The organism is Mesorhizobium sp. WSM1386, assembly GCF_055901595.1.
The window spans coordinates 3618979-3642500 of record NZ_CM148373.1; the positions used below are offsets into that span (position 1 = coordinate 3618979).

The 23522-nt window shown below is 63.5% G+C and carries 20 protein-coding genes and 2 tRNA genes; 6 read left to right on the forward strand and 16 right to left on the reverse strand.

The genetic code is table 11. The features are described 5' to 3' along the window. Window positions 1-33: 33 nt before the first annotated feature. Entirely contained in the window at window positions 34-819 is a 786-nt protein-coding gene (locus tag AC0NIH_RS17750) for a TSUP family transporter (RefSeq protein ID WP_023763423.1), read from the reverse strand. A 116-nt stretch (window positions 820-935) separates the two neighbouring features. Here AC0NIH_RS17750 and AC0NIH_RS17755 point away from each other — a divergent pair, with 116 nt between their 5' ends. Continuing rightward, window positions 936-1367, forward strand: coding sequence for a TerB family tellurite resistance protein (locus AC0NIH_RS17755; RefSeq protein WP_023763424.1), 432 nt, complete (start codon window positions 936-938; stop codon window positions 1365-1367). A gap of 14 nt (window positions 1368-1381) precedes the next feature. On the opposite strand, the gene AC0NIH_RS17760 is transcribed toward AC0NIH_RS17755, so the two are convergent. From AC0NIH_RS17760 to AC0NIH_RS17770, 3 genes are read right to left on the reverse strand one after another with little or no spacing between them, the layout of a single operon-like run. Further along, window positions 1382-3004: an ABC transporter ATP-binding protein gene (locus AC0NIH_RS17760; protein ID WP_473467287.1), complete on the reverse strand. Its 1623-nt coding sequence runs from the start codon at window positions 3002-3004 to the stop codon at window positions 1382-1384. After that, entirely contained in the window at window positions 3001-3870 is an 870-nt protein-coding gene (locus AC0NIH_RS17765; RefSeq protein ID WP_473467285.1) for an ABC transporter permease, read from the reverse strand. The genes AC0NIH_RS17760 and AC0NIH_RS17765 overlap by 4 nt, the downstream gene beginning before the upstream one ends. Continuing rightward, window positions 3867-4814, reverse strand: coding sequence for an ABC transporter permease (locus AC0NIH_RS17770; protein WP_473467282.1), 948 nt, complete (start codon window positions 4812-4814; stop codon window positions 3867-3869). The genes AC0NIH_RS17765 and AC0NIH_RS17770 overlap by 4 nt, the downstream gene beginning before the upstream one ends. A gap of 170 nt (window positions 4815-4984) precedes the next feature. Between AC0NIH_RS17770 and AC0NIH_RS17775 the strand changes: the two genes are divergently transcribed. After that, window positions 4985-6118 (forward strand): IS481 family transposase, encoded by a 1134-nt coding sequence (locus tag AC0NIH_RS17775; RefSeq protein WP_473467279.1) that lies wholly within the window; start codon window positions 4985-4987, stop codon window positions 6116-6118. A gap of 218 nt (window positions 6119-6336) precedes the next feature. Here the strand turns inward: AC0NIH_RS17775 and AC0NIH_RS17780 are convergent, their stop codons facing one another. Both AC0NIH_RS17780 and AC0NIH_RS17785 read right to left on the reverse strand, forming a co-directional pair. Then, on the reverse strand, window positions 6337-7815 hold the full coding sequence (locus AC0NIH_RS17780; RefSeq protein ID WP_473467277.1) for an ABC transporter substrate-binding protein: 1479 nt from the start codon (window positions 7813-7815) through the stop codon (window positions 6337-6339). A 159-nt stretch (window positions 7816-7974) separates the two neighbouring features. After that, window positions 7975-9255: an acetylornithine deacetylase/succinyl-diaminopimelate desuccinylase family protein gene (locus tag AC0NIH_RS17785; protein WP_473467276.1), complete on the reverse strand. Its 1281-nt coding sequence runs from the start codon at window positions 9253-9255 to the stop codon at window positions 7975-7977. Window positions 9256-9263: 8 nt separating this feature from the next. Here AC0NIH_RS17785 and AC0NIH_RS17790 point away from each other — a divergent pair, with 8 nt between their 5' ends. Together AC0NIH_RS17790 and AC0NIH_RS17795 are read left to right on the forward strand one after the other, a co-directional pair. Then, window positions 9264-9485 (forward strand): hypothetical protein, encoded by a 222-nt coding sequence (locus AC0NIH_RS17790; RefSeq protein WP_473467274.1) that lies wholly within the window; start codon window positions 9264-9266, stop codon window positions 9483-9485. After that, window positions 9482-9910: a L,D-transpeptidase gene (locus AC0NIH_RS17795; RefSeq protein ID WP_023763430.1), complete on the forward strand. Its 429-nt coding sequence runs from the start codon at window positions 9482-9484 to the stop codon at window positions 9908-9910. Before AC0NIH_RS17790 ends, AC0NIH_RS17795 begins: the two co-directional genes overlap by 4 nt. Window positions 9911-10073: 163 nt before the next feature. Here the strand turns inward: AC0NIH_RS17795 and AC0NIH_RS17800 are convergent, their stop codons facing one another. From AC0NIH_RS17800 to AC0NIH_RS17845, 10 genes are all read right to left on the reverse strand, one after another. Beyond that, window positions 10074-11057, reverse strand: a complete 984-nt coding sequence (locus AC0NIH_RS17800; protein ID WP_473467271.1) for a lipid A biosynthesis lauroyl acyltransferase — start codon at window positions 11055-11057, stop codon at window positions 10074-10076. A 13-nt stretch (window positions 11058-11070) separates the two neighbouring features. Beyond that, window positions 11071-12099, reverse strand: a complete 1029-nt coding sequence (locus AC0NIH_RS17805) for a zinc-binding dehydrogenase (RefSeq protein ID WP_013895022.1) — start codon at window positions 12097-12099, stop codon at window positions 11071-11073. Window positions 12100-12135: 36 nt separating this feature from the next. Next, complete coding sequence (locus AC0NIH_RS17810; protein WP_473467269.1) at window positions 12136-13413, reverse strand: beta-ketoacyl-ACP synthase; 1278 nt, start codon at window positions 13411-13413, stop codon at window positions 12136-12138. A 43-nt stretch (window positions 13414-13456) separates the two neighbouring features. Continuing rightward, the gene (locus AC0NIH_RS17815) at window positions 13457-14647 is read right to left on the reverse strand and encodes a beta-ketoacyl-ACP synthase (protein ID WP_023763432.1); all 1191 of its coding nucleotides are present in this window, start codon (window positions 14645-14647) and stop codon (window positions 13457-13459) included. Between the two features lie 56 nt (window positions 14648-14703). Then, window positions 14704-14985, reverse strand: coding sequence for an acyl carrier protein (locus tag AC0NIH_RS17820; protein ID WP_010909964.1), 282 nt, complete (start codon window positions 14983-14985; stop codon window positions 14704-14706). Between the two features lie 231 nt (window positions 14986-15216). Continuing rightward, window positions 15217-16359 carry a slipin family protein gene (locus AC0NIH_RS17825; RefSeq protein ID WP_023763433.1) on the reverse strand — a complete coding sequence of 381 codons (1143 nt, stop codon included), beginning with the start codon at window positions 16357-16359 and terminating at the stop codon, window positions 15217-15219. Window positions 16360-16703: 344 nt separating this feature from the next. Next, window positions 16704-16773: transfer RNA gene (locus AC0NIH_RS17830), tRNA-Met, on the reverse strand. 5 nt (window positions 16774-16778) lie between these two features. Beyond that, window positions 16779-16850, reverse strand: a tRNA-OTHER gene (locus AC0NIH_RS17835). Between the two features lie 206 nt (window positions 16851-17056). Continuing rightward, the gene (locus AC0NIH_RS17840; protein WP_287275945.1) at window positions 17057-17605 is read right to left on the reverse strand and encodes a histidine phosphatase family protein; all 549 of its coding nucleotides are present in this window, start codon (window positions 17603-17605) and stop codon (window positions 17057-17059) included. 114 nt (window positions 17606-17719) lie between these two features. After that, window positions 17720-20740 carry a caspase family protein gene (locus AC0NIH_RS17845; protein ID WP_473467266.1) on the reverse strand — a complete coding sequence of 1007 codons (3021 nt, stop codon included), beginning with the start codon at window positions 20738-20740 and terminating at the stop codon, window positions 17720-17722. A 111-nt stretch (window positions 20741-20851) separates the two neighbouring features. Here AC0NIH_RS17845 and AC0NIH_RS17850 point away from each other — a divergent pair, with 111 nt between their 5' ends. Both AC0NIH_RS17850 and AC0NIH_RS17855 read left to right on the forward strand, forming a co-directional pair. Then, window positions 20852-21802 (forward strand): AEC family transporter, encoded by a 951-nt coding sequence (locus AC0NIH_RS17850; protein WP_473467263.1) that lies wholly within the window; start codon window positions 20852-20854, stop codon window positions 21800-21802. Window positions 21803-21972: 170 nt separating this feature from the next. Then, window positions 21973-23430: an NAD-dependent succinate-semialdehyde dehydrogenase gene (locus AC0NIH_RS17855; protein ID WP_473467261.1), complete on the forward strand. Its 1458-nt coding sequence runs from the start codon at window positions 21973-21975 to the stop codon at window positions 23428-23430. Window positions 23431-23522: the final 92 nt, after the last annotated feature.

Consider the following 23522-nt stretch of genomic DNA (forward strand, 5'->3'; position numbering starts at 1 on the left):
ATTCGAACAGCGGCATTCTATCAGGGCGTGTGGTCACACACCAATCATGACGCGAAGCGGGTTGGCCGGATCGGCCAGCAGCTTCACCGCCAGTGCGACGCAGACGACCACCAGCAGCGGCTTGATCAGTCTGGCGCCGATGCGCATGGCCAGGCTGGCGCCGACGCGGGCGCCGAGGAACTGGGCGACGCCCATCATCAGGCCGATCTTCCAGGAGATGACGCCGACGGCGGCAAAGACGATGAAGCCGCCAATGTTGGAGGTGAAGTTGAGCAGTTTGGTATGCGCCGTCGCCTTGAGCACGCCGTAGCCGGCCAGGGCGACGAAGGCGAGCATGTAGAAAGAGCCGGTTCCAGGCCCGAACAGGCCGTCATAGAAGCCGATTGCCGGCACAAGGGTCAGTCCAAACAGGAATGGCGACAGGCGTTCAGCGCGGTCGACGTCGTTCATGTTGGGCTTGAGCGCGAAATAGAGGGCGATGGCGATCAGTATCAGCGGCAGCAGGGCGCGCAGGAGATCACCCGGGACGATGGTGGCCAGCAACGCGCCTACGGCGCCTCCGGCGAGCGCCAGCAGCGCCGACGGCAATTGCCGGCGCAGATCGACATGGCCCTTGGAGGCATAATGGATTGTCGCCGATCCGGAGCCGAACATGCCTTGCAGTTTGTTGGTCCCAAGCGCCTCGACCGGCGAGAAGCCGGCCAGCAGCAGCGCCGGAATGGTGATCAGTCCACCGCCGCCGGCAATCGAATCGACGAAGCCCGCCGCAAAGGCGGCGAAGGCGAGCATGGCAACTGTCTGGATGCTGAGATCGATCATCTGATCCGTGGGAGCGTCGGTCGGCTGAGATAGCGGGCGTTCGATCACGACCACCCCATTTGCGCAAGGCCGATTCCGCGCTAACTCTAGGGGAGAGGAATCGGAAAGGGGCACCGATGGCATTCGCATTGTTGGACCAGATACGCTCGATCTTCGATGGCGATCCCGGTGTGCGCAAGGTGGCGGACGATCCCGTCCTGTCGGCCGAACTTCTGATGCTGTTCCGCATGATCCTGGCCGACGGCACAGTCAGCGAGAGCGAGATGGTGGCCTTCCGGCGCATCTGCAAAGACGCCTTCGGCATCCAGGAAAGCAGCATCGACAGCGTTATCGAATATCTCAACGAGTTCGGCTACGAGACCAACGGCTCGCAGGCGATTGCACTGTTCCGCGATCTCGACGTCGAACGGCGCAAGCAATTGGCGCAGCATATGGCGGAGATCGCCAAGGCCGATTCGCAACTGGCAGAGACCGAGGTGCGCCTGCTGCGCCGCACACTCGATCTGCTCGACATCAGTCCAGTCGATGTGGTGAAGGCGGAAGAGTAGGGCGAACCGCCTTCTTAACCTTGCTCCCGCATCCGGCGCGCGATTGCCCTGTGCAGGTCCGGGGCGGCGGCAACCAGCGCCTTGGCGGCCTCGGATTGCGGATGATCGAGCACCTCGTTCGTCCTGCCGCGCTCGACGATCTTGCCGTCATGCATGACCAGCACCTCGTCGGTGATGGCTCGGGCGACGGTCAGGTCATGGGTAATGAAGAGATAGGCTATGCCAAGCTTCTGGTTGAGTTCGGCGAACAGATCGAGGATCTGGGCGCGGATCGAGACGTCGAGCGCCGAGACCGGCTCGTCGGCAACGACCAGCTTGGGGCGGGTGATGATGGCGCGGGCGATCGACAGGCGCTGGCGCTGGCCACCCGAAAATTCGTGCGGGTACTTGTCCATGTCGCTGATGCCGAGGCCAACCTCGTGCAGCGCATGCGCCACCATCTCGCGACGCTCGGCGCGGGTCGGTTTCTTTTCCAGCACATGCAGCGGCTCGGCGACCAGCCTTTCCACCTTCTGGCGCGGATCGAAGGAGCCATAGGGATCCTGGAAGACAACCTGCATGTCGCGTCGCGCCGGCTTCAGTTCTGGTTCGCGCTTGCCGGTGATGGTGTCGCCGCGAAACCGGATCGTGCCGGCGCTTGGCCGGTCCAGTGCCAGGATCATCCGGGCAAGCGTCGACTTGCCGCAGCCGGAGCGGCCGACCAGCGCCATTGATTGACCCGGCGCCATCGACAGGGAGACATCGTCGACGGCGCGGATGTCGGGCGCGCGCCTGAACAGCGCGGTGCGCCGGCCGGCATAGTCACGGGTCACGTTCTCGACCTGAAGCAGGGGCTTGCCTGTTCCAGCGCCATGCGGCTTGGCGCGCGCCGGCACATGCATCGAGGCTTGCGCCAGTTGGCGCGTGTAGGGGTGGAGCTGTTCGGACAGCGTGCGTGCAGTATCGCCGGCCTCCATCACCTCGCCATGGCGCAGGATGGTGATGCGGTCGGCCATCTCGGTCACCACGGCGAGGTCGTGCGAGATCAGCAGCAGGCCCATGCGGCTCTCCGCCACGAGATCGCGCAGGAGGTCGAGGATCTGCGCCTGCAGCACCACGTCGAGGGCCGTCGTCGGTTCGTCGGCGATCAGCAGCTTCGGCTTCAGCGCACAGGCGATGGCGATGACGACGCGCTGGCGCTGGCCGCCGGACAACTCGTGCGGATAGCGCGACAGTGGAAATTTGGCCGAGGGAAGGCCGACGCGGTCGAGCATTTTTCGCGCTCGCTCCTCGGCTTCCGCGCGTGTGGCCTTGGTGTGCCAGCGTATGCCTTCGGCTACCTGTTCGCCGATGGTCTTGACCGGATTGAGAGCCGTCATCGGCTCCTGGAACACCATGCCGATGTCGTCGCCGCGCAGCGCGCACATCTGGTCCTCCGTCGCGGCGAGGATATCTATACCATCGAATGTGACGCGCCCGGTGGCGCGCGCGGCGTGGGGCAGGAGCCGCATCACCGTCAGCGCGGTCATCGATTTGCCGGAGCCGGATTCGCCGACCAGCCCCATGACTTCGCCTGATGCAAGGGAGAGCTCCACGCCTTTCAGGATCGGCGTGTCGCCGATGGCGAGCGACAGGTTCTCGATCTCCAGCAGGCTCATCGCCGCCGCCGCGATTTCGGGTCGAGGATGTCGGCGATGCCGTCGCCCAGGAGGTTCAGACCGAGCACGGTGACGACGATCGCCATGCCGGGAAAGATCGCCATCCACGGCGCCACCACAATGCGGGTCTGGGCGTCGAACAGCATGCGGCCCCAACTTGGCATTGGCGGCTGCGCGCCGAGGCCGAGATAGGAAAGCCCGGCTTCGGCCAGGATGCCCAGCGCGAACTGGATGGTGCCTTGCACCAGAAGCAGCGTGACGATGTTGGGCAAGACATGCTCGATCGATATCTGCGTGCTGCTTTTTCCCGCGGCGCGCGCGGCCAGGATGAATTCGCGCGGCCAGATCGCCAGCGCGCCGGCCCTGGCGACCCGTGCGAACACCGGAATGTTGAAAATGCCGATGGCGATGATGGCGTTGACGGCGCCCGGCCCGAAGATGGCGGTGATCATGATCGCCGACAGCAGGGCGGGGAAGGCGAAGACGAGGTCGTTGATGCGCATCAGCGCCTCGTCGACGAGGCCGCCGCGCGCAGCGGCAAAGGCGCCGAGCGGCACGCCGACGCCCATGCCGATGCCGACCGCTACAAAAGCCACCGCAATCGAATTGCGGGCGCCGACCATGATCATCGACAGGATATCGCGGCCGAAATGATCGGTGCCGAACCAATGCGCCGGCGAGGGTCCCTGCGTCTTGTCGGCTATGAGCAGCTTCGTTACATCGTAGGGCGTCCAGACATAGGAGATGATGGCCATCACCAGGATGAGCAAGGTGATGACGAAGCCGGTGACGAAAGCGGTGTTCCGGAATGCCTTGGCCAGGATGCTGCCGAACGTTTCCTCGGGAATGTCGATGTGCAGGGTCATTGCCGGCTTCTCAGGCGCGGATCGACGACCGCATACGAAAGGTCGACGATGAGGTTGACGGCTATGACGGCGGCGACCAGCAGCATGACGACGCTTTCGACGACGATCAGGTCGCGCTGGGTGATGGCCTGGAACACCAGCCGGCCGAGGCCGGGGAGATAAAAAACATTCTCGATGATGATGGTGCCGGCAAGCAGGAAGGCGAATTGCAGTCCGAGTATGGTCAGCACCGGGATCATGGCATTGCGCAGTGCGTGCCGCCAAAGAACGGCGCGATAGGGCAGGCCCTTGGCGCGGGCGGTGCGGATGTAATCCTCGTTCAGCACCTCGATCAGCGCCGAGCGGGTGACACGTGCCAGGATCGCCGCTTGCGGCAAGGCAAGCGCGACCGCCGGCAACAGCAGCGATTTCAGCGCCGGCCAGACACCGGCTCCCCAGCCGGGAAAGCCACCGGCCGGAACCAGGCGCAGCCAGACCGCGAAGACATAGATCAGCATCAGCGCGAACCAGAAATTGGGCACGGCGACGCCAAGCTGCGCCGCGCCCATTGCCACGGTGTCGCCGGCCCGTCCGCGCCGGCTGGCGGAAAACAGGCCGACCGGAATGGCGATGACCGTGGACAGCACAAGCGCGATCAGCGCCAGCGGCAGCGACACGGCAAGCCGTTCGCGCACGAGATCGATGACCGGCACCGAATAGGTATAGGAGCGGCCGAAATCGAGGCTGAGCAGGCCGCCGGCCCAGTGCAGGTAGCGCCAAGGCAGCGGTGCGTTGAGGCCCATCTGGTTACGCAGCAACTCGACCTGGTCTGCGCTGGCGTTCATGCCCAGCATCAGCCGGGCGGGGTCGCCGGGAAGGATTTCCAGCACCGCGAACACCACCATGGAAGCCAGCACCAGCGTGGCGAGCGCTATTGCGAGGCGCTTGAGGAGGTAGGCGGTCATGGGCGGTGGCGGAGCCCTGTTGCAAACGGGCGAAGGTCGAGTTCCTGCGCACCCCCCTCTGTCCTGCCGGACATCTCCCCCGCAAGGGGGTGTTTGGACCGGGGACATCGCGAACAGGTGTGCGAGGACATCGCGAACAGTTTGGCGTGCTTTGCGCCGGGAGGTTCGCGATGCCATTTGGGGACACCAGTGTGATGGATGGGAAGTTGGAGTTTGTGCGTCTTGCTGCGCAGGACGGCAGCAATGTCAGTGCGCTTTGTCGTCGTTTCGGGATCGGCCGCACCTGTGGTCACAAGTTGATTGCGCGGTATCGCGCCCATGGCGAGGCCGGGCTCGCGGAGCAGTCGCGCCGCCCGGCGACGAGCCCGTCGCGCAGCGTCGATGCGGTCGAGGCGGCGGTTCTTGGCATGCGCCGGGCACACCCGGCCTGGGGCGGACGCAAGATCGCCAAGGTGCTGCGGCGCGAAGGAACCGGTTCGCCTGCACCCTCCACGGTGACCGGGATCCTGCATCGCAACGGCGTCGAGCTGGGCTTGCTGGGGGGTGGAGCCAAGCCGTTCGGGCGCTTCGAGCATGCCGCCCCCAACGATCTGTGGCAGATGGACTTCAAGGGCCATGTGGCATTGCGGCAGGGCGGCCGGCTGCATCCGCTGACCGCGCTCGACGATCATTCGCGCTTCTCTGTCGTGCTGCAGGCTTGCATCAACGAGACCGGCGAAACGGTCAAAGCCCACCTGATTGCCGCCTTTCGCCGCTATGGACAGCCGCAGCGCATGGCTTTCGACAACGGTCCGCCATGGGGAGATGGTGGACGAAGCAACTTCACACGTTTCACCGTCTGGCTGATCGAACACGGCGTCGCCGTCTCCCACTCCAGGCCCCTGCACCCGCAGACGCTGGGCAAGGAGGAACGCTTTCACCGCTCGCTCAAGGCCGAGGCGATGGCCGGACCTGCCTTCGAAAATATCGAGGGCGCGCAGAATGCCTTCGATGCCTGGCGCGACCTCTACAACGCCGAGAGACCTCACGATGGCCTCAACGGCTGCGTCCCCCTCGACAGATACACACCCTCCCCGCGCTCCTTCAGCGAGGTCGTCGAAGCCTTCGACTACCCAAAAGCCGCCATCGTTCGCAAGGTCCAGAAAGAGGGCCGCGTCGCCTTGTGTGGCTACATCCTGCGCCTCTCCAAGGCATTTGGCGGAAAAGCCGTGGCCTTCATCCCCACCGGAAAGGACGGCGTCTTCCAAGCCTTCTTCAGACATCAGAAAATAGAAACAGTCGACCTCAACCTCTGCAGACGATAAGTGACAAAACTGTTCGCGATGTCCTCGCACACCTGTTCGCGATGTCCCCGGTCCAAACAGGGGGGAGATCAGCAGTTTCTGTATCGTCGACCAGTGTTCAACGTCGGCGATTGGCGAAAGCATAAAGGAGGACGCAATCTCCCCCCTTGCGGGGGAGATGCCCGGCAGGGCAGAGGGGGGTGTGACAGAGCGCAAGTTCCGCCAGACAGCCTGAGTGTTCACTCGCTCCACTTCACCTTGGTCAGGTCATTGGCCTGGATCGGTGCGTTCTCCCACAGCCCTTGCAGCTTGGCGTCCCAGACGCCGACCTTCGGCAATTCATAGAGGAAGCCGACCACGGCGTCGTCGGCCAGGATCTTCTGTGCCTGTCCGAGCAACTCCTTGCGCTTGGCCGCGTCGGAGGTGAGGTTGAGGTCGGCGATCACCTTGTCGAAGGCCGGATTGTCATAGTTGAAATAGTAATCCTTGCGCGAATAGATATCGATGTCGTTGGGCTCGGTGTGGGAGACGATGGTCAGGTCGTAGTCCTTCTTGGTGAACACCTGGTCCAGCCACTGCGCCCATTCGACCGGTAAGATTTCGAGGTTGATGCCGACGTCGCGAAGCTGCGAGGCGATGATCTCGCCGCCAAGCCGCGCATAGCCGGGCGGCGGCAGCTTCAGCGTCGCCTTGAAGCCGTTCTCCAGGCCTGCCTCCTTCAGCAATTCCTTGGCCTTGGCGACATCGTGCGGATAGCGGCCGGTGAGGTCGACATAGTCCTTGTTGGCCGGCGACATGTGCGAGCCGATCGGCTGGCCGAGGCCGGCCGAGGCGCCGTCGATGATTGCCTTGCGGTCGAGCGCGTAGGAGATCGCCTGCCTGACCTGCAGCTTGTCGAAAGGCGGCTTCTTGTTGTTGATCGACAGGATGGTTTCGCCCTCGGTCGAGCCGATCACCACCTTGAAACGCGGGTCGTCCTTGACCTGCGCCAGGCTGTCGGGATCGAAGAACGGGAAGGCCTGGATGTCGCCAGACAGCAGCGCTGGCACGTTGGCGGCGGCATCGGGCACGATGCGGAACTCGACCTTGTCGAGGAATGCCGGCGTGCCCCAATAATGATCGGCTTTCACCAGCGTGATCGACGATCCCTTGGCCCAACCCTGGAATTTGAACGGACCGGTGCCGATCGGGTTCTCCTTGTTGGTGTCAGCCGATTTTGGCGACACCATCACCGCGTCGCCCCAGCCCATATTGTAAAGGAAAGACCCTTGCGGGTTCTTCAGCGTAACTTTGATCGTCGCCGGATCGATGACATCGACCTTGTCGATGGCCGCGAACAGGTTCTTCTGAGCATTGACCGAATTGTCGGCGCGGGCGCGGTCCAGCGAGAATTTCACGTCGTCGGCGCTGAAGTCGGCGCCGTCGTGGAATTTCACGCCGGTATGCAGCTTGAAAGTATAGGCCTTGCCGTCGTCGGAAATGGTCCAGCTTTCGGCCAGGTCCGGCAGCACTTCGCCATTCGGGCCGATGCGTGTCAGGCCTTCGAACACATTGGCGTAGAGCACCTCATCGATGGCGGCTGCGGCACCGGCGGTCGGGTCGAGATGCGGCGGCTCGAGCGGAATGCCGATGACAAGGTCGGTGCGCGCGGCAAAGGCCGGGCTTCCGGCGGCCAGCGCCAGGACGGCCGCGGCCAGAATGGTTTTCCACAATCTCATCGTGCACTCCCATGCGTTCAGACACGTGCTCAAACCGGGTGATAGAAGCGTGATTTCGCGCGGGAGTAAATTGCGTTTCGTGCTGCCGGGCGTCGTGGTTGGGAAAGTTTTTCTCCTGGCGGCCGTTTCGATCGGTCGAAGCTTGCCTGGCGGCGGGCCTCAGCCTGCGGCCGTGCCGCGCAGCAGCATGTTCAGCCCGATCGCCATCACCTTGGCCGATTCCACCATGTCCGATATCCCGACCCACTCATCCGGCCGGTGGGCAAGGTCGAGAATGCCGGGTCCATAGGCGATGCAATCATAGATGTGGCCGATGCGGGCAATGTGCTTCTGGTCATAGGTGCCGGGCGAAATGACGTAGTCCGGCTCGCGGTCGAAGATCGCATGAATGCCTTGCGCCACGGCCCTGACCACGGGTGCGTCGCGCTCGGTCATCAGCGGCAGCACTTCCATCAGGTCGCGTATCTCGTAGTCGAACTTTTTGCGCTCGCGCTTCAGCCGGTCGAGAATGCCGGTCACCTCGCCTTTGACCGTGGCCAGATCCTCTTCGAGCAGGAAGCGGCGATCGATGGTCAGCCGGCAGGAATCGGGCACGTTGGGCGAGGGCAGGCCGGGCCGGAAATCCTCGGTCTGGCCGCCATGGATCGAATTGATGTTCATGGTCGAGCGCCTCGCCCCTTCGGGCACCACCGGCATGCGCGTCATCTTGCGGTCAAGCGCGGGGAACAACTCGTCCTCGAAAGCTTGCAGTACAGCGCCCATATGGCGCACCGCGTTGTCGCCGAGAAACGGCATGGAGCCATGCGCGATCTCGCCCTTGGTCTCGATTTCCGCCCACCAGACGCCGCGATGGCCAAGGCAGATGCGGTCCTTGTTGAGCGGCTCGGGGATGATGACGTGATCGACCCTGGGCTTCGAGAAGTAGCCGAGCCCGGCCAGATGGGCGACGCCGCCGAAGCCGCCGGATTCCTCGTCCACCGTGCCCGATATCTCGATGGCGCCGGGAAAGTCGGGGAATACTTCCATGAAGGCCTCGACAGCGATGATGGAGGCGGCGAGCCCACCCTTCATGTCGCAGGCGCCGCGGCCGTAGACCTTGCCGTCCTTGACGACGCCGGCGAAGGGATCGACGGTCCAGCCATCGCCGGCTTCGACGACGTCGATATGCGAGTTGAAGTGGACGCAGGCGCCTGGAGAGCGTCCGTCAAATCGCGCGACGACATTGATTCGCGGATAGCGATCCGTATCGCCGGGCGTGCCTTCGCCGCGGATGAATTCCGTCTCGAAGCCGCGCTTCTTCAGCCGCGCACCGATGTATTCGGCGCATGGCCCATAGGCTTCGCCAGGCGGATTGATGGTCGGAAAACGGATGAGGTCGGCGGTCAGCGCAACGACATCGTCGCGCTTGCTGTCGATTGCCTTGAGGAGTCGCTCGTTCATACGACGAGTTGAGCAGCGATATCGGCGGTTTTGCAAGCCCGCTGGTGATCAGGCCGGTGCGGCGTGTCGATGCGGCAACTATCGCGGGAAATCGTTCAAATTCTCTGCTTTGGATTGGCCAATTGGTCAATGAGTGTGTGTTACTTCATTCACCTGCCATTAAAAAGATGAAAAACATCGTGATGGCAGGCAGGCAAGCAAGGGGCAATCAAAGGGGTTTGATCGCATGAAAAAGACGATTCTCATGGCGGCCGTATTTGTCGCGATGCTGTTCGGCGCTTCGGGGCAGGGCTGGGCAGCCAGCCTCGAGGCGAACATAGACGTATCTTCGCAGACGATGACGGTCCGGTATGGGCTGTCGGTTTACAGGTGGAGCGTGTCGACCGCGCGCACCGGCTATTTCACGCCGCGTGGCAACTATCGGCCGCAACGCACGGCCCGGATGTGGTATTCGCGCAAATACCATATGTCGCCGATGCCATATTCCGTGTTCTTCCATGGCGGCTATGCCATCCACGGAACCGGCGCCGTCAGGCAGCTCGGCCGCCCGGCTTCGCATGGCTGCGTGCGGTTGCACACTGCCAATGCCGCGGCCTTCTATTCGATGGTGCGGGAAGTGGGATTCGGCAACACGCGCATTGTCGTCTCCAACTGAGCGCCTGATTTCGCCGGTACATGATCGGCTGGCGTAAAACGCGTTTTCTTGCCATAGGCCTTGCTTAAAGCGCGTCGCGACGAAACAGATTCATGCGACGCGCTTTAAGTCTTTGCTTATGCATCTCGTTCTCCCAAAACCAGATCAGTTTGGGCGACATGCATTAGGTGTTTGCGACTGGAGTCGGCTTCGGGCGCTGTTTGCGACGCCAGTTGCTGATCTCCCACCTTTTGTGGAACCACATCCACTGGCCGGGATCCTCCCGCACCCAGCGCTCGACCACGTCATTCAGCATCTGGGTGGTGGCGTAGACGTCGACGCTGCCGTTGGCGGTGCGCGGCAGGACCAGTCTGTCCTCGATCTCGAGCCGAAAGCGGTTGCCTGGCAGCCTGACGCAGCGCGCCGGATAGACATCGCAGTCGTAGTGGCGGGCGAGCGTGCCCAGCACGCGGTTGCTCTGGCAGGGACGGCCGAAGAAGGTCGTCTCCAGGCCGTTGGAGAATTTCTGGTCGACAAGGACGCCGATATTACCGCCGTTCTCCAGGATGCCCGCCAATGCGAACGAGGCACCGGCCATCGACGGCAGCAGGGAACCCATGGTCGAGCGGCGCGTCGAGAGGATGTAATCGGCAAGGTAAGGGTTGTTGGGCGGGCGAAACAGCGCCGTGATGTTCATGCCGAAGGTCGCGGCGGCCACCGGCAGCAGTTCGAAATTGCCGAGATGGCCGGTGAAGACGATATGCGGCTGCTTTTCGGCGGCTATCTCGACGAAGTGCTCCGTTCCCTTGACCTCGACGCGGCCCGGCTTGCTCGAGGCGGGGTCGTAGTCGAACAGGGCGTCGAGAAAGATGTATTCGGCGGCCAGCCGGGCCATGTTGCCCCACATGTCCGACGCAATGGCCTGGATATCGCTTTCGCTCTTTTGCGGGTAGGCCTTGCGCAGATTGTCGATGGCGACCTGATGACGCCCGACCCAGGGGCCGATACGGCGCGCGACGCGGTCGGCGAAATTCAGCGCGGCGTCGACCGGCAGCAGGCGCAGTATCGAGATGATGATCATCGCGGCGCGCGCAACCAGCCAGTAGTTCACCTGGCGCAGCTGTCTGCCGTAGCGAAACCTGAGATCGCGGCGAAACTTCTTGAGCACCGAAATCAAGGCTCTAGACGACGCGCAGGATGATCTTGCCGAAGACGTCGCGGCCTTCCATGCGCTTCAGCGCCGCATCGATGTCATCGAAGCCGACCTCGGTGTCGATGACCGGCGAGACTTGGCCCGCCGCCATCTTCTGCATGGCGTTGGCCATGTTTTCCATGCGGCAGCCGAAGGATCCCAGCAGTTTCAGCTGCTGCTGGAACAGCTGCATCAAATTGATCTGTGTCGACACGCCCGACGTCGAGCCGCAGGTCACCAAGCGGCCACCGCGCTTCAGGCACAGCATCGAGCCGGCGAAAGTGTCGGCGCCGACATGTTCGAAGACGACGTCGACGCCCTTCTTCTTGGTCAGCTTGCGCACGACGCCTTCGAAACGGTCGTCACGGTAGTTGATGACATGGTCGGCGCCGAGCGCCTTGGCCTTGTCGATCTTGTCGTTGGAGCCGACCGTGGTGATGATTGTGCAGCCCATGCGCTTAGCCAGTTGGATCGCCGCCGAGCCGATGCCGGATCCGCCGGCATGGACCAGGATCGTCTCGCCGGGCTGAAGCCTGGCGTTGTCGAACAGCATGTGCTCGACGGTGCCGAAGGTCACGGGCGCCACTGCGGCCCCGATATCGGTCACGCCGGGAGGAGCGGGGACGAGCAGGCGCGCTGGCAGGTTGATCTTCTCCTGCGCGAAGCCGTCGAGGTGGAAGCCGTGGACTCCCGAGACATGCTCGCAGAGATTGTCGCGACCTTCGCGGCAGGCGCGGCAGAGGCCGCAGGTGCGCGCCCCGTAGATCGACACCAACTGTCCGGGCAGCAGGCTGGAAACACCGGGACCGACCGCCTCGACCTCGCCGGAGGCTTCGGCGCCGACGACCAGCGGCAGCTTGCGCTTGGCGAAGGCCATGCCGCGCCAGCCCCAGACGTCGATATGGTTCAGGGCCACCGCCTTGATGCGCAGCGTGACTTCGCCGAGTGCGGGTGGCGGCGGGGGCGGCAGGTCCACCGTTTCAAGACGGCGGTCCTCGATAAGTTGCAGTGCGCGCATGAGGCCTGTCGGTTCTGTATGGCTGAAAAAGGTCGCTTAGACCGGTTCCCGCGCCATGACAAGGCAAGTGTTCTGGCCACCGAAGCCGAAGGAGTTCGACAAAACGCTGCGAACCTCGGCATTGCGCTTCTTATTCGGCACCACGTCGAGCACGATCGCGGGGTCCGGATTGTCGTAGTTGATGGTCGGCGGAATGACGCTTTCGCGCATCGTCATCAGCGAGAAAGCGGCCTCGACAGCGCCGGCCGCCGACAATGTATGGCCGATCATCGACTTGTTCGACGAGACCGGCATGGAGCTTATGCGCTCGCCGAACACCGTCGACAGCGCCAGATGTTCCATCTTGTCGTTCTCCGGTGTCGACGTGCCGTGGGCGTTGACATAGTCGATTTCGTCTTCACCCAGGCCGGCATCGGCCAGCGCGGCGCGAACCGCGGCAATGGCCGGCGAAGCGTCCGGCTTCGAGCGGGTGCGGTGGAAGTCGTCAGCCTTCTCGCCGCAACCGCCCAGGATGCCAAGGATGGTGGCGCCGCGAGCCAAAGCCGCCTCAAGCGATTCCAACACCAGCGCTCCGGATCCCTCGGCCAGCACGAAGCCGTCGCGATCCCTGGAGAAAGGCTTCGATGCTTTTTCGGGAATGTCGTTGTGCGTCGAGAGGGCCGAAAGCAACGAGAAACGGATCAGTGCCTCGGCGGTCGCCGAGCCGTCGGCCCCGATCGAAAGCGCCCGGTTGCATTCGCCACGGCGTATCGCCTCGACACCGAGTTGGATCGCGGTGGCGCCCGAGGCGCAAGCCGTCGACAGCGTGATCGGAAGACCGCGTGTGCCAAGGCGGTCGGCAAGGCGGTCGGCGATCGAACCGAACTGGGTAGTCTCGAAAATATCCAGCTCTTTCAAGCTGCGCGCCACCCGGAGCAGTCTTTCGGCGGCGGTGTCATCCTTGTCCTTGTCGGAATTGTAGAGCGAAAAGCGCTCGGCCCAGTCAAGTTCGACCGGCGGCGAGGCGAGGAAGAGCGGTCCGCCGAAGTCGTTGGAATCAAGACCGGCTTCGGCCACGGCTTCGATACCCGCAAGCTCGGCCAACTCGTAGGTGAGGGGGCTCGCGCCTTTCGAACTCGACGGCAGGAAGTCGACCATGCCGGAGATGCGGGTGTTCAGTTGATCGATGGGAAAGCGGGTGATCGGATGGATGCCTGACTTGCCGGAGGTCAATGCCGCCCAGTTGTCTGATTTGCCGACGCCAAGCGAGGTCACCACGCCGATGCCGGTGACGGCGACGATTGGCCTGCCCATGTGATCTCTGAGATTGGCCATTCGGGAGCCCTCTTGTCGTTGCAGCATGGATCGCGGAGCCGCGTTACGCGGCGTTGACCAGCGCCATGCCCTCGAATTGGTGATAGCCGATCGCCGTTGCAAGGACGCTTGCGGGAATGCCTTCGAACGGCTTCTCGGCTGTGGCATCGAAGACAGGGTAGCCAGCCTTGCGGTCGACGGCCAGTGCCGCCAGGGCCACGGCGAACGGAAACTGCGCTTCCTTCATATGCCCGGTCAGTGTCGAGAAGCCGCGCGCCGCGATTGCCTCGACAGCATCGAGGGCCGCTTTCTCGGCGATGGTCGCCGCATGCGCGCCAGAGGCGCCGGACATTGCGAGCAACTTGCCATTCGGCAAGGCCGCACGGCTGAGCAGGGCTGCGATCTCGGCGTCGAGTTCCCCGCGCGAACGTCTCGCGCGGCCGGAGACGACCGGCCCGAGCTCGGCATAGATCTTGCGCCCACGGCTTGCCGCGTGCTCGCGCTGCTCCAGCACCAGGAAGGCGCCGCCGGAGCCCGACACCACGCCACCGCCCTCGGTGCCCTGTCTTTGCCAGACGGGTTTCCAGGGGCCACGATGCAGATAGCCGGCAAGTTCATAGCCGAGCAGCATGTCGGAATGTTCGGTCTGGAAGGCGCCGCCGACCAGGACATGCGTCGACTGGCCCGAGCGGATGCGCGCGGCCGCCGTCTCGACGGCCGAGACGCCGGCACCTTCCTCGCCCATGAAGGTGCGCGACGAGCCCGTCACCTTGTGGACGATGGAGATGTTGCCGGCGAGCAGATTGGAGAGCTGGGCCAGGAACAAAGTCGGCCGCAATTCCGTCGTCAGCTTCTCGTTGAGCAGCACATCGCGGTCGTTGCGGTTTTCCGAAGCGGCCAGAATGGCGGCATCGACCGCCTCATCGCGCTCGCCGCCGCCGGCGGCCACCACCATGTCCATGGTCGTGCACAGTTCGTCATTGCCCTTGATGCCGGCGTCATCCAGCGCAAGTCCCGCGGCGTAGGTGCCGAGCCGCTGCCAGGTTTCCATCTGCCGCTGGTCGCCGCGCTTGGCGATCTGCAGGTTCCAGTCGATCTCGGGCAGTGGATGGACGGTGTAGGGCGCAAAGCGCGCGGCTTCGAGCACCGGCTGCAGGCCTGGCTGCGAGAGCTTCTGCCAGTGTGCGTCAGGGCCTTCTCCCAGCGAGGAGACAAGGCCGATGCCAGTGATGACGACGTCGTGGGGGCTGCTCATGAGCGGCTTTGTGGGTCAGGAGGCGCAGCCCGTCAAGGCCGCGCGCTTGCCCGATCTCAGGCGGTCTTGGCGGCAACCAGCGCGTCGATCTTGGCGCACAGGTTCTTCATGACGAAGTAGTCGTCGGTCGATGCCTTGCCGTCGTTGACTTCCTGGGTCCACTTTTCCAGCGGCACCTTGATGCCGAATTCCTTGTCGATGGCAAAGACGATGTCGAGGAAATCGAGGCTGTCGATGCCGAGATCGTCGATCGTGTGGCTCTCGGGCGTGATGGTGTCGATATCGATCTCGCTGGTGTCGGCAATGATCTTGGCGACTTTGTCGAACGTGGTGGACAAGGGCTTTTCCTTCTTTGCGGGCGGAATCTGTCCGCATTCGTTTGGGCGCTGTCTAATCGGTTTTTCCCGACAGGAAAAGGCCTGATAAGCCGGGCGCAGATGGGAAGCGTGCCCAGGAAAGGCAAGAAGGGCCGCCGGTCAAACCTGCGGCCCTTCCCATTGACGTTGCGTCAGCCTTGTTTGGATGCATGTCGTTATCCCAAAACCGGCCCCACTTTTGGGCGACATGCATCAATCTTCGCGGAGCTTCACAAGGTCGTTGAGCAGCCCGCTCGTCCCGTTGTGGACGGTCAGCCGCTCGACCTTGCCGGCGATGGTTTCCAGAGCCTCGAGCTCCTTCAGCCGCAGCATCACCGGGTTCTCCGCCATCACCTTGGCCGTGTTGAGCAGGGAACGCGTGGCGTTCGTCTCCTCGCGACGGCGGATGACGTTGGCCTCGGCCTGCTTTTCGGCCGACACCACCTGGTTCAGGATCTCGCGCATCTCGCCCGGCAGGATGACATCCTTGAGCGCGATATCGCTGACCTCGACCCCGATCTCGGCCATATCGGCACGGACTTTGGCCGCCGCTTCCTCGTCGATCGTCACCTTCTTTTCCAGGATCTGGTCGAGGGTGAGCGAGCCAAGCGTCTTGCGGAAGGCGTACTGCAGGGCGCGGTAGAGGGCCTCGGAGAAGTCCTTCACAGCGCTGACTGCCTTGACCGGATCGACGACCCGGTATTCGGCGGCGATGTTGACGCGGATCGTGACGCGATCCTTGGTCAGCACTTCCTGCCCAGCGACATCGAGCGACTGGCGCTTGAGGTCGACGACCTTGATCTGCACCATGCGTCCGACATTCCAGAAGCCATGCACGCCAGCGGCGAGCGTGCGCACCAGCACACCGTCGATGAACAGCAGCCCGGCCTGGCCGTCGAGGACCGGGTGGACGGACATCAATTCCGCCTTCCGGGCCTGGCCGAGCCGGCGCATCACCGCCGGATCGATGGCGAGATCGGCCGAGGTGTCGACCAGCGTCACCTTCCACGGACCGGCATCCGTCCACAGCACCAGCTTGCGATCCGGCGCCAGAACGGCGTGCAGGTTGCCGTCACGCTCGATGATTGCGACATCCGCGCGACCGGTGCGAATGACGGTGAAATGACGTGCGGCCACATCCGGGAGCTTGTCGAACAACGCCTTCTCGTACGCCGAAACGAATTCCGGGTTCTTCAGATCGTGCCGCGACACTTCAAGGCTTCCACCCCGGTTGGCGAGCCAATGCTCGCCCGGCAGCAGGACAGCCTTGATCTCACCCTTGTAGAGGGTGAGGGCACGTTCATTTTCCTTCACGAGGACGCGCTGGCGTCCAAGAACCTTATCGAGAACAGTCATTGTCTTACTCCTGTCGGGCATGGCCCCATGCGAGGCGTCACGTCATGCGTCGATCTTCCCTTCGTTTCTCGTTTCACGTCGTCATGGTCCGGGCACGAATGATCCGGGGACTGGTGGCATCGATCCGCGGCGGGCCTTCGGGAGCGGATCGCGGGGGCAACGAAGCGGGCGCCGGAGGCCTTGGCCTCCCTTGCCGGCGACGCTGCGCCTTGATCGTCACCGCGGGCCTGGCCGCGAGCCGATGGCGTCAAACCTTTCGATACGGCCTTGGCCCGAAGGCTTCGGCCGTCCGTCAGGTCTTCAGCATTCCAGTCCCCGGACCGTTTTTCAGATGGCTTATCAGGCCAGTGGAGAAGGAATCGAACCTTCGACAATCAGATTATGAGTCTGATGCTCTAACCAATCTGAGCTATCCGTAATGTGGATGAAGGGACTCGAACCCTCGACCTCCGGACCCAAATCCGGCGCTCTAACCTCTGAGCTACACCCGCAATCCCAACACCCGAAGCGGCGCCGTATACAGGGCGGCAAAGCCGCCTGCACGGGCGGAGGCAAAAGCTCCAACCGTTGTGCTCGCTTCGGTTTTCGTGACCGGGAGCGCGGCTATAAAGCCTGCGACGGGTTGTCGCAAGCGGCATTGTCGCGGCGAATTCGCGGCTTCTTTGGGTAGTGGTATTTCGGCAACACTGCCGGCATCTCAAAACGTGACGCGGCCGAGCACCCGCAGGCCGTCGCCTTGCGGTTCGACGACCACGGCCTCGCCTTCGCGCGGCGAGATGCCGGTCAGCGCAACGATGTCTTCCAGGTGGGTGACCATGACCAGATTGTCGGAGCCGGAATAGGCGCGGATTTCCTTCATGATCGCGGCGACCTGCTCTGCCTTCTGCGCATCGTCGCCCTTCAGCAGGTCGAGTGGCGCAAAAAGCTCCGGTTCGGCCTCGAAGGCGATGCGCGCGGTGTCGAGGCAGCGGCAATAGCGGCTGGACAGCACGCGCTCGATGGGAGCGGCGCGCGCGGCGAACAAGGCACCGATCTTGCTCGCCTGCTGCTTGCCGCGCGCCGAGAGATTGACCTGGGTGGCGCAGCTGTCGATGTCGAAATTGGCGGGGTCGGTGATGCCAGTGACCATGGCATGGCGAAGCAGCACGACATGGCCGCCGTCACGCAGCAGTGCCCAGCCGGCATCCGTGGCGTGGGCAGCGACGGGAACGACGAGCAGAAACAACGCCAAGGCAAATCGAATCATCGCAACCTTCCACAAGCGTGGCATCACGCTCCGGTCATTCGCATATAGGGATTGGAAAGCGGGTACAAAGACAAGCCGGGAGCTGCCGCCTGAGTCTCCTGCCGCGTCTCCCCCTCACTTTTTGGCGATCTGCTTCTTCACCAGGTCGATCTTCTGGTCGGTAAGCGGGATAGGCATGGTGTAGCCGGCCTCGGTAAAGCCCTGCTTGGCGTTCTCGAAGAATTCGATCGCCTTGAGATATTCCGGCTTGCCGCCGCCATAGCTGGCGCGGTTCCAGTGGATGTCGCCGAGATTGTTCTGTTCGAAGGCCCATTGCATGGGCTGGCTTTCCCTGGTGAACACTTTCAGCGTCGCCGTGAAGGCCGCTTCCGCATCGTCGAGATATTTGCCTGTTCGTTCGATGTTGCCGAGGTTGAGCAGGCTCATGCCGATGCCGTTCTGGGCATTGGCCCAGTCGATGGGTGCCGTTTCCATGGTGAGAATTTCAAGCGCCGCCCGCCGCGCGGCGATCGAATCCTGCAAGGTCTTGGGATCGGCATTGCTCATGCTCAGCCAGTGCAGCGTCGATCCGATGCCGGCCTGGGTCAGCGCCCACTGCCGAGGGTTCGTCTCGCGCTTGTACTCGCGCAAAGCATCGCGGTAGGCGTCGACCGCCTGGCTGTAATGCCCGGGTTTGTCGGTCACGCCGCCAAGAAGCTGCAGCGTGTTGCCGAGATTGTAGTAGCTCATGGCCCAGTCCAGCGGGAATTTCCGCCTGACATAGACCTGCCGGGCGGCCTGGAACGCTGCTGCCGACTGCTCGAGCTTGGCTGCGTCGCGGGTGCGCTGGCCAAGCGTCTGATAGATCGAGCCGAGATTGTTCTGGGCTGACGCCCAGTCCATCGGGAACCTTTGCCGGGTAAATACCGTCAGCGCATCGTCATAAGCTTCCGCTGCCTCTTCGAGCGTGCCGGTTCCCATGTCGAAGCGAGCGACGCCGCTCAGCGCATTGCCGAGGTTGAGGCGGCTGGTGGCCCACGAGACCGGGAAGGTTTCACGGGTTCGCACTTCGAGCGCGGCGCGAAAGGCGTCGGCCGCCTCGTTGATCTTGGCCTTGTCGTTGAGCTGGATGCCAAGCGTCACAAGCGTGTTGCCGAGATTGTTCTCGACCATCGCCCATTCCACGGGTGCCTTTTGACGCGTGTATTCCTCAAGCGCCAGCCGATAGGCCGCTTCCGCCTGGCTGAGATGCTCGCCGGCGGGTTCACGCTCGGAGAGCGCATAAAGCGCGAGGCCGAGATTGTTCTGCGACGAGGCCCAGTCGAGCGGAACCTTGTCGCGCGGGCGCTTCTCCAGTGTGGCACGCATCGCCGCCACCGCTTCGTTCAGCCGCTTCGGGTCGCTTTCGCGCTCGCCGATCTTCAGCAGCACATTGGCCAAATTGTTCTGCGCGGCGGCCCAGTTGAGATCGTCCTTCACGCGATCGAACACCACAAGCGAATCGCGGAAGATCCGCGCTGCCTCTTCGAGGCGCGCGGTCTCGGTCTCGCGCTCGCCGATGGTCTGCAGCACCACCGCCATATTGTTGCGGGTGATCGCCCAGTCGCGATTTTGTTCGCCATTGGGGATGAAGTTCAGGATGACGCGATAGGCCTCGATGGAATGCTGCAGCGCGTCGAGGTCGCCGGTGGCATAGCCATAGGCGTTGAGCGCCTCCGCCTCCTGGTTCTTGTAGTTCCAGCGCAGCTTGTCGTCCCATTTCTGCGCCAGCGAGAACGCCTTGGCGTAATCGCCGGCGGCGGACTTGTAGTCGAACACCAGCGCCGAGGCATCGGCGCGCCTGGCATAGATCGCAGCGTCGGCAAGGCGCTTCTGCTTGACGAGATCCTCGGCCTCGTCGACCGCATCGCTGGTCCGCTCGACCCGGCCGACCGCGTCGTCGAGGAACTTGCGCGCAGTCACGATCGCGCCCTGGCCAATGGCCTTGTCGGCGGAGGCGACCAGGCGCTTGATCTCCGGATCGTCGGTGCGCAGCGCGGCGCGCTCCGACATCATCTTCTTCAGCCGCTCGGCCTGCGCGTCGAGCACTTTCTGCAAGTCGGTCGGATCCTCGGGGATCTTTTCCGTGCCAAGTGCCCTCAACACGCCGTAGAGCGCGTCGAGCGGCACATTTTCCTGCAGCGAGGCCAATTCCACTTGCGCCCGCTTCGGGTCGGGCAGGTCGGATATGGTCAAAAGCAGCTGCCGCCGTTCGCCGGTGATCAGCCCATCGTCGCCCGTCGGTTCCGGCGGCGCCACGCCGAAATAGAGCAGCCGGCGCAAGCTTTCATTGACCCAGGGGCGCTGCCTTGCCTTGGTGTCGAGATAGACCTCCTCGGTCACCATGCGCATCACCGAGCCGAACTCGGTGCCCTTCATCGCGGCGAGATGGCGCAGCAGCGCTGCCGCGTAGGGGCTGTTTTCGCCAGCAGCGCCATCCAACGCCGGGCGGCCGGGTTCGGCGGCGAAGCCGACCACCGTGCCGAGGCTGGCGTCGGCCGCCGGCGCGTTGCCGAGCGCCTTGGCGCCACGCACCGGCTCCAGTCCGCCAGCGCCAATCGGCTCGGCGGAGGCGGTCGGCGCCCGCCGGACCATGGCGTTGGCCGGGAACGGGTTGGTGCGGCAGGCATCAAGCAGCACGATCGTCACCGGCACGGTCTTTTTCAACGCATCCATGACCGCCGATATCGGCACCAACGCCTGGTCGGCATCTGCGAGCGACGACACGTCCGCATCGACCGGAACCAGGTAGTTCTCGCCGCCGGCCTCGATGCCGTGGCCGGAATAATAGATGAGGGCGACGTCGGCTCCCTCGGCATCTTCCGTAAAACGCTCGAGGTCGCGCTTGAGCTTGGCGGCATCGCGATTGCTGACATTGCGGGCGTCGAAGCCGAGGTCGGTCAGCATCTTGGCCATGTCGCGGGCGTCGTTGGCCGGATTGGGGAGGGCGGCGATGTGCTCGTATTGCGACTGGCCGATAATCAGCGCCACGCCTTTGAGGCTTTTGGTCTCGGCAAGTGAAAGCGTGGTCGCGGCAAGGCAGAACAGCGTGGCGGCGAAAGCCGTCCGCCATGTCTGCCGGAAAAGATTACGCCTCGAGATCTCGACAAAGCCCATTTGTCGCCCGCGTCCGCCCTGATGTTCCAAACCCTGTATAACGCTGCCAGCGGACCATGATCAAATTTGGGCGCGATTGCGCCACCGGCCTTGCTCGCCTATCCCTGAAAAATGTCTCCGCTTACCGAAACCGTGCTTTTTGTCTTCAGTCTCGCGGCGCTCGGCTATCTCGCCGGGCTCACGGGGTATCTCAGACCGGCGAGCGGCGAGGGGATAGCCGATTTCGCCGTTTCGGTGGCGATGCCGCTGCTTTTGTTCCAGACGATGGTGAACGCCGATTTCCACGGCGTGGCGCCATGGCCGCTGTGGGGCGCCTACTTCACCGCCGTGGCGATCACCTGGGCGGCGGGTCATGTCGTCACCGCACGGGTTTTCGGGCGCGATGCACGCGCTGGCGTCGTCGGGGGCGTATCGTCGGCCTATTCCAATGTGGTGCTGCTTGGCGCGCCCTTCATTCTCGGCATATTCGGCCCGAGCGGCTTCGAAGTGCTGTCACTGCTGGTTTCCGTTCATTTGCCTGTGATGATGATGTCATCGATCGTGCTGTTCGAGATGTTCGGCCGCGGCGGTGGCGAGCATGTGCATCCGCTGCGGGTGCTGCGCAGTTTCCTGCGGCGGTTGTTCATCAATCCGCTGATCATCGGCATTCTCCTGGGGCTGGCATGGCGGCTGAGCGGCGTGCCGCTGCCCGACCTCGTCATGCGGCTGGTCGATGCGCTGGCCGACACGGCAGGGCCGGTAGCGCTGTTTGCCATGGGGCTCAGCCTGCGCCGCTTCGGCATATCCGGCAATGTCCGCCCGGCACTGGCGCTTTCGGTGCTGAAGCTGTTCCTGATGCCGGCGTTGGTTCTTGCTTTGGTCTGGTTGCTCGGGCTGCCGCCGTTGACGGCCAAGGTCGCTGTCGTGGTTGCCGCCTTGCCGTCCGGCATCAATTCCTATCTCATCGCCGTTCAGTTCAACACTGGCCAGGCGCTGGCGTCGAACCAGATGACCATCGCCACGGCCAGCGCCGCTGTCACCACGGCTTTCTGGCTGACGGTTGTCTTGCACGTTTTCGGGTAGCTCTCGTCTCGCGCTGGCCCAAGCCCTATATGCCATCTTGCGATTGCTTGCGGGCCTTGCCCTAGGTAAAGAGCAGTGGCTCCGGCGTGCCGGCTTTTCCAGAGGCGTGGCGCCCGCTCACCGAAGAATTCACAGGCCGGCCCGTCAGTGCGCCGAACGGAGGATAGACCATGCTTCAGAAAACCAGCCATTTCATGCGGCAGGCCAATCTCATCAACGGCGACTGGGTGCAGGCCGACAGCGGCCAGACGGTCGACGTCAACAACCCGGCCACCGGCCTCAAGATCGGCACCGTGCCGAAGTCGGGCAAGGCCGAGACCCGCCGCGCCATCGAAGCCGCCAGCGAAGCTTTCAGGAGCTGGCGCAGGACCACCGCGCTCGAGCGCTCGAAGCTGCTGCGCAAGCTGCATGACGCGATGATGGATAATCAGGATGTGCTGGCCGAATTGCTCACCATCGAGCAGGGCAAGTCGCTGTTCGAATCGAAAGGCGAGATCGGCTCGGCCGCGGCCTACATACTGTGGTTCGCCGAGGAAGGCCGCCGCACCTATGGCGACGTCGTGCCGTCGCCGTGGGCGGACCGCCGCATCCTGGTGACCAAGGAACCGGTCGGCGTCATTGCCGCCATTACGCCGTGGAATTTCCCCTCCTCGATGCTGGCCCGCAAGCTTGGCCCGGCCCTTGCCGCCGGCTGCACCGCGGTCGTCAAGCCGGCCTCGCAGACGCCGTATTCGGGTCTGGCCTGGGGTGCGTTGGCCGAGGAAGTCGGCTTCCCCAAGGGCGTCGTCAACATCCTGACCGGTTCGGCCAGCGAGATCGGCGACGAGATCTGTGCCAACCCGCTGGTATCGAAGATCACCTTCACCGGCTCGACCGAGGTCGGCAAGCTTCTCATCCAGAAGTCGTCGGTGACCGTCAAGAAGGTGTCGATGGAACTGGGCGGCAACGCGCCGTTCATCGTCTTCGACGATGCCGACATCGAGCGTGCGGTCGCCGGCGCGATCACCGCCAAGTACCGCAACTCCGGCCAGACCTGCGTCTGCACCAACCGCTTCCTGGTTCAGGCCGGCGTCTACGACAAGTTCGTCGAGAAGCTCGCCGCCGCCAGCAACGGGCTGAAGGTCGGTTCCGGCCTCGAAGAGGGCGTGCAGCAGGGACCGCTGATCGACGAGAAAGCGGTCGAGAAGGTCGAGGAACTGATCGCCGACGCCACATCGAAGGGCGGCAAGGTCGTCGCCGGCGGCAAGCGCCATGCGCTGGGCGGCTCGTTCTTCCAGCCGACCGTCATCGCCAACGCCACGCCCAAGATGCGCTTCATGAAGGAAGAGATCTTCGGGCCGGTAGCACCCGTGTTCAAGTTCGAGACCGAGGAAGAGGCTGTCGCGCTCGCCAACGACACCGAATTCGGCCTTGCCTGCTACTTCTACACCGGCGATCTCGGCCGTGCCTTCCGGGTTATGGAAGGGCTGAAATACGGCATGGTCGGCGTTAATGAGGGCCTGATCACGACGCCGGAAGCGCCGTTCGGCGGCGTCAAGGAATCCGGCCTCGGCAAGGAAGGCGGGCATCAGGGCATCGAGGATTACCTCGATACCAAATATGTCTGCATCGGCGGCCTCGGCCTCTGATAGACTGCTCTGAGACGGGCGGGTCGGTGACCTGCCCACCTGGGCTTAAGAAAACCAGCCGAAGCCCTCTGGATCAATTTGGCATTTGCGGG

What these genes read in the sequence shown, in the direction of transcription:
- AC0NIH_RS17750 (WP_023763423.1), bottom strand. Translation starts at nt 819, where the DNA reads ATGATCGATCTCAGCATCCAGACAGTTGCCATGCTCGCCTTCGCCGCC.
- AC0NIH_RS17755 (WP_023763424.1), top strand. Translation starts at nt 936, where the DNA reads ATGGCATTCGCATTGTTGGACCAGATACGCTCGATCTTCGATGGCGAT.
- AC0NIH_RS17760 (WP_473467287.1), bottom strand. Translation starts at nt 3,004, where the DNA reads ATGAGCCTGCTGGAGATCGAGAACCTGTCGCTCGCCATCGGCGACACG.
- AC0NIH_RS17765 (WP_473467285.1), bottom strand. Translation starts at nt 3,870, where the DNA reads ATGACCCTGCACATCGACATTCCCGAGGAAACGTTCGGCAGCATCCTG.
- AC0NIH_RS17770 (WP_473467282.1), bottom strand. Translation starts at nt 4,814, where the DNA reads ATGACCGCCTACCTCCTCAAGCGCCTCGCAATAGCGCTCGCCACGCTG.
- AC0NIH_RS17775 (WP_473467279.1), top strand. Translation starts at nt 4,985, where the DNA reads ATGCCATTTGGGGACACCAGTGTGATGGATGGGAAGTTGGAGTTTGTG.
- AC0NIH_RS17780 (WP_473467277.1), bottom strand. Translation starts at nt 7,815, where the DNA reads ATGAGATTGTGGAAAACCATTCTGGCCGCGGCCGTCCTGGCGCTGGCC.
- AC0NIH_RS17785 (WP_473467276.1), bottom strand. Translation starts at nt 9,255, where the DNA reads ATGAACGAGCGACTCCTCAAGGCAATCGACAGCAAGCGCGACGATGTC.
- AC0NIH_RS17795 (WP_023763430.1), top strand. Translation starts at nt 9,482, where the DNA reads ATGAAAAAGACGATTCTCATGGCGGCCGTATTTGTCGCGATGCTGTTC.
- AC0NIH_RS17805 (WP_013895022.1), bottom strand. Translation starts at nt 12,099, where the DNA reads ATGCGCGCACTGCAACTTATCGAGGACCGCCGTCTTGAAACGGTGGAC.
- AC0NIH_RS17810 (WP_473467269.1), bottom strand. Translation starts at nt 13,413, where the DNA reads ATGGCCAATCTCAGAGATCACATGGGCAGGCCAATCGTCGCCGTCACC.
- AC0NIH_RS17815 (WP_023763432.1), bottom strand. Translation starts at nt 14,647, where the DNA reads ATGAGCAGCCCCCACGACGTCGTCATCACTGGCATCGGCCTTGTCTCC.
- AC0NIH_RS17825 (WP_023763433.1), bottom strand. Translation starts at nt 16,359, where the DNA reads ATGACTGTTCTCGATAAGGTTCTTGGACGCCAGCGCGTCCTCGTGAAG.
- AC0NIH_RS17840 (WP_287275945.1), bottom strand. Translation starts at nt 17,605, where the DNA reads ATGATTCGATTTGCCTTGGCGTTGTTTCTGCTCGTCGTTCCCGTCGCT.
- AC0NIH_RS17845 (WP_473467266.1), bottom strand. Translation starts at nt 20,740, where the DNA reads ATGGGCTTTGTCGAGATCTCGAGGCGTAATCTTTTCCGGCAGACATGG.
- AC0NIH_RS17850 (WP_473467263.1), top strand. Translation starts at nt 20,852, where the DNA reads ATGTCTCCGCTTACCGAAACCGTGCTTTTTGTCTTCAGTCTCGCGGCG.
- AC0NIH_RS17855 (WP_473467261.1), top strand. Translation starts at nt 21,973, where the DNA reads ATGCTTCAGAAAACCAGCCATTTCATGCGGCAGGCCAATCTCATCAAC.